General features: G+C 69.5%; 5 protein-coding genes. 3 read left to right on the top strand and 2 right to left on the bottom strand.

All coding sequences use genetic code 11. The features are described 5' to 3' along the window. Window positions 1-87: 87 nt before the first annotated feature. On the bottom strand, window positions 88-882 hold the full coding sequence (locus tag ACGF12_RS37870) for an SDR family NAD(P)-dependent oxidoreductase (RefSeq protein WP_393040991.1): 795 nt from the start codon (window positions 880-882) through the stop codon (window positions 88-90). Between the two features lie 89 nt (window positions 883-971). Between ACGF12_RS37870 and ACGF12_RS37865 the strand changes: the two genes are divergently transcribed. Continuing rightward, window positions 972-1556, top strand: a complete 585-nt coding sequence (locus tag ACGF12_RS37865) for a TetR/AcrR family transcriptional regulator (protein WP_393040988.1) — start codon at window positions 972-974, stop codon at window positions 1554-1556. A 136-nt stretch (window positions 1557-1692) separates the two neighbouring features. After that, on the top strand, window positions 1693-2025 hold the full coding sequence (locus ACGF12_RS37860) for a hypothetical protein (RefSeq protein WP_393040985.1): 333 nt from the start codon (window positions 1693-1695) through the stop codon (window positions 2023-2025). An 857-nt stretch (window positions 2026-2882) separates the two neighbouring features. Here the strand turns inward: ACGF12_RS37860 and ACGF12_RS37855 are convergent. After that, window positions 2883-3824, bottom strand: a complete 942-nt coding sequence (locus ACGF12_RS37855) for an NADP-dependent oxidoreductase (RefSeq protein ID WP_393040982.1) — start codon at window positions 3822-3824, stop codon at window positions 2883-2885. A 110-nt stretch (window positions 3825-3934) separates the two neighbouring features. On the opposite strand from ACGF12_RS37855, the gene ACGF12_RS37850 reads away from it, so the two are divergent. Next, entirely contained in the window at window positions 3935-4501 is a 567-nt protein-coding gene (locus ACGF12_RS37850) for a TetR family transcriptional regulator (RefSeq protein ID WP_393040979.1), read from the top strand. The last annotated feature ends 213 nt before the right edge of the window (window positions 4502-4714 follow it).

Raw genomic sequence — 4714 nt, 5'->3', positions numbered from 1 at the left:
ACAACCCCTCCTGATCACGCATACCAGGATCATCTCGTACGAATGATCACAAGCCACACGCGGGTTGCCGCTTACTGACCCACGCTCCTAGGCGGTGAGGCGGCCCACTGCGCGGATGACCTGTCGTCGGGTGGCCAGGCGGCGGGCGAGGACGGCCATCATCCGGTTCGTGCGGCCCACGATGACGCTGGGCGGGGGGTTCCTGCGGTCCAGGGTGGCCAGGGCGGTGCTCACGACGTCGGCGGGTGCGGCGAGTCGGGTTCCGCCGGCGGCCCGGTCGGTGCCCACGACCTCGAAGAACTCGGTGCGTGTCGCGCCCGGGGACAGGGCCAGCACACGCAGGCCGGTGCCGCGCGACTCCTCCCACAGTGCCTCGGTCAGGCTCAGCACGAACGCCTTGCTCGCCCCGTACAGCGCCATTCGGGGGTTGGGCTGGTAGGCGGCCATGCTCGCCACGTTGACCAGCACGCCGCGCCCGGCCGTGCGCAGTTGCTCGATGAAGGCGCGGCTGATGTCGGCGACCGCGGTCACGTCGACGGCGATCTCCCGGCGCAGGCGTTCCGGCTCCGCCTGGTGGAAGGGGCCGAAGGAGCCGAATCCGGCGTTGTTGATCAGGCTGGTGACGCGCAGCCCGAGCTGCTCCAGCCGCTCGGCCAGTGCCTGGCCTGGGTTGTCGGTGGCCAGGTCTATCGCGATCACGTGCACCTCCACGTCGTGCTGTGCGCGCAGTTCGGCTGCCAGTTCCTCCAGGCGTTCCCTGCGGCGCGCGACCAGGACGAGGTCGGAGCCGCGGGCGGCGAGCTGGCGGGCGAATTCGGCGCCGATGCCGGCGCTGGCGCCGGTGATCAGTGTGGTCTGGCCGCGGTAATCGACGGCTGTCATGAGAACTCCTCTGGTTTGCAGTGACTGCCTACCTGGCAGTTAATGCCAGGTAGGCGGTTGCTGTCCAGAGCGGGGTAGTCTTGGCCGCCATGACGACCTTGTGGGACCGATCCCGTCAGGCCGCCGTCCGCGAGATCCTGGACACGGCGGTTCGGCTCTTCGCCGAGCAGGGCTACGAGCAGACGACGATCGCGCAGATAGCGCGGGAGGCGGGCATCTCGCAGCGCTCGCTGTTCCGCTACTTCGGCACCAAGGAGGACCTGGTCTGCGGCGACCAGGACGCGCTCGGCGAGCTGCTGAAGCAGACCGTCGCGCGGCAGCCGGCCGAGATGTCCGCCTGGGACGCGCTGCGGGCTGGCTTCGAGGCCATCCTCACCGCCAACCACACCCCGGACCGGGTACTGGAGCTCTCCCGCCTGATCTTCGAGACGCCGTCGCTTCGGGCCCGCTACGTCGAGAAGCGACTGCGCTGGCAGTCCGAACTCGTCCCGGTCATCCGGGCCCGGCTGGGTGCCGCCTCCGGTCCGGCCGCCGACCTGCACGCGCGGGCGATCGTCGCGACCGTCTTTGCCTGCGTCGACACGGCGACCGAGCTGTGGGCCGCCCATGAGGGCCGGCTCGACCTGGCCGTCCTCTACGAGGACTGCCTCGCCGCGGTCCGCAGCCACGGCTGAGGTGCCCGTCGCTGCGTGTCGACCGCGCATCGACCGAGCGTGCCGCATGACGACTGCCCTTGCAGTGCCGCCCGCGAGGCCCACTTCGCGTGTTCACTATTCGTTCATATGGAGTTCACCAGCTAGAGTCGAATGCATGTCTGACCATCGCGCTCTGCTCGGCCCGATCGCCGCCACGCTGCGTGAGGCGGGCTTCCCCCTCGCCGACGAAGCCGGCCGTGGCGGCGGCGCGAAGGTGGCGTGCCAGGCCCACGGTGTGACGGTTTCCTGGCAGTCAGGCGCGGGTGACGCCGCAGCCGAGCCGCCCCGCAACGGCATCGCCGGTTCCGCCCACGCACGCGGCGCCGCCGCCGTGCGCTCCCGGCACTTCCAGTTCGCCCTGCGGGTGGCGGCACTGCTGGCCGATTCCGGCTACCTCAGCGAGCACCTTGGGGACCGGGTTCTGGTCAGCTACTCGGACGCCCGCTGAGAAGCCGCGGCATCCAGCACGGCGGCGCACGCCTCGCAGCCTGACAACGAACCTGCCCCGGTCGGGGGTTGACCACAGGTGGTCGTTGGTTGCCACCGTCGTCGACGGACGTACGAAAGTCGCGGTCCGGTAGGTAGTCCGGATGGCGGTTGCTCGCTCGTACGGTGCCACTGGGCATCTCCTGTGCGTCCCTTTTCGTTCACCATCGAGAAGGGACACGGTCGTGTCGCATCTGCACGTCGTCATCGCCGGGGGCGGCCTGGGCGGCCTCGCTCTCGCACAGGGGCTCCACCGTGCGGGCCTCAGCGTCTCGGTCCAGGAGAAGGACCCCAGCCCCAACTTCCGCAACCAGGGCTACCGCATCCGCCTCAGCCCCGACGCCAACACCGCGCTCCCCACTTGTCGGGTGGGTGCGGCGCATTGCTGCGCCGCACCCCCCCTCAGAACCGGACGGGCGGCGTTAACCGCATCCGGCTCCGATGCCTGGCCTGCGCGGCCGTGCCCTGCGGCACGCACACACTTGACCCGGCACCGGTGTTCCGGGGTGCGAACCCGACGCTGCTGGCGCGGGCGAGGCCGTCGGCGAGGGAAGGCATCGCCGGGGAGAGCGGGCGCCCGGCCCGCGCTCGGTAGCGATAGGCGCTGTCATTACGCGGGACCGGGTCGGCAGAAATGTCGGCTGGCGAATGCCGGGAGGTTGCGCGCTTTCCCGACAACGACGGGCATGGCGGATTGTGGGGCGCAAGGGCCACGAGCCCGCCGTGAGCAGGGCAGGCGTCACCAGCACCAAACTTCACTGCGAAATGTGAAATCGGGGCTGGACGATCACACTTATCTGGATTCGAACGACGCGATGGTCACCCCGTCGTGATGATGAGCTTGCCGCCCTTGGGGGTGCGGTTGCGTTCAAGCTCCGTGAGCGCTGCGATCGCCTCGTCGAGTGGCACGGTGCGGGCAACAGGCAGTCGCAGTACCCCCGCGCCGGCCGCCCGCGCGACCGCGTCGAGGTCGGCCGTGACGGCCTTCCCGATCAGCACTCGAAACGGTCCCGGCAGGGTGCCTCGAACGAACTTCGCGAGTGTGGGGTTGATGTCGATGATGCGACCATCTGGCCTGAGCAATGCCTTCGCGGTCCTGATCGGCAGCGTGCCGGCCGTGTCGAACACGACGTCGAATCGCCCCGCGAGTTTCGTCGCGTCGAAGTCGAAGTCCACGACCGGGTCGATTCCGAGGTCGTGCGCCTCCTGCACGGCGGTGTCGCGGCAGCTGCCTCCCACGGTGGCGCCGTGCGCCAGAGCGAGCTGTGCGGCGGCTCGGCCGACTCCGCCGAGGCAGCCGTGGACGAACACGGCCTGACCGGTGTGCACCCTGCTCGTGCTGACCATGGCCTGGAAGGCGGTGAGCCCGACGATGGGGATCGCGGCGGCCTCTGCCCAGGAGAGACTCGCCGGCTTCGGCACGACCGCCGTCTCCTCGGCGACGACCATCTCGGCGAACGCTCCCGCCGCCTTCACGCTTGCCCCGCCGAGCACTTCGTCGCCGACGCCGAGCCGGCTGACGCCATCGCCGACCGCTGCCACGACGCCTGCGAAGTCGTGCCCCAGGCCGCGCGGGAACTTTCGGCCGGTCATGATCTTCAACTCGCCGTTGCGGATCTTCCAGTCCATCGGGTTCGCGGCCGCCGCCTTCACGCGGACCAGCACCTCGCCGGGTCCGGGTCGCCCCGGCTGGAAGTCCTCGAACTGCATCACCTCGGGACCGCCGTACCGGTGGTACTGGATGCGCTTCATCGTGGTCATGGTGAACACCTCCGTACGGTGATGTCATCTGATGACATCACCGTACCATGCCGATGTCACTTGATGACATCACTGCGGGAGACGGCGTATGGCGGCACTAAACTCGCCGCATGGGACGATGGGAACCTGGAGCAGGTGGTCGACTGCGTGAAGCTGCGCTGGACCTGTATCTGGAACGCGGCTTCGAGCAGACCATGGTGGCCGACATCGCCGAGCGGGCCGGCGTGACCGCCCGCACCTTCTTCCGCCACTTCGCCGACAAGCGCGAGGTCCTCTTCGGGGCTTCGGTCGAGTTGGAGGAGAGGTCGCTGGCTGCGCTGGAGGCGGCGCCTGCCACGGCGTCGACGCTGGATCTCGTCGCGACCGCGCTCGACGCCGTAGTCGACGTCATCGGACACGACCGCGAGTTCGCGCGGAAGCGGCATGCGGTGATCATGGCGAACCCCGATCTACGGGAGCGCGAGTTGATCAAGCTCGCGCACCTGTCGGCCGTAGTCGCCGACGGGCTCCGCCGGCGAGGCATCGGCGACGCCGAGGCCAGCTTGGCCGCCGAGGCCGGCTCCGCGGTGTACCGGGTCGCCTTCCAGCGATGGGCCGATGCCGCCGACGGCCTCGACCTGCGCGACGCCATCCGCCGGTCGTTCGCCCAACTGCGAAGCCTGACCGCCGCCGACTGACCGGCGTACTTGTCGACGGCCCGAGCTCCGGAGAGTGAACCGCTGAGGCCTGGGCGGGCGAGATCACACACGGCGTGAGATCGTTCTCCCGCCCTGACGCCGCCGGACCACGCCGGAAGGCCCGCGTTCGACATAATTCCGCGGCCTGGAGCTGCGAATCCGGGGTCTGACCTGGGCGGACGTGCGTGTGTCCGCCTGGAGGGCGTTTCTCTA

It is taken from the genome of Kitasatospora sp. NPDC048296, assembly GCF_043201815.1.
GTDB lineage: Bacteria > Actinomycetota > Actinomycetes > Streptomycetales > Streptomycetaceae > Kitasatospora.
The sequence above is the reverse complement of the archived record's forward strand: the minus strand, read 5'-3'. Positions and strand labels throughout refer to the sequence as shown.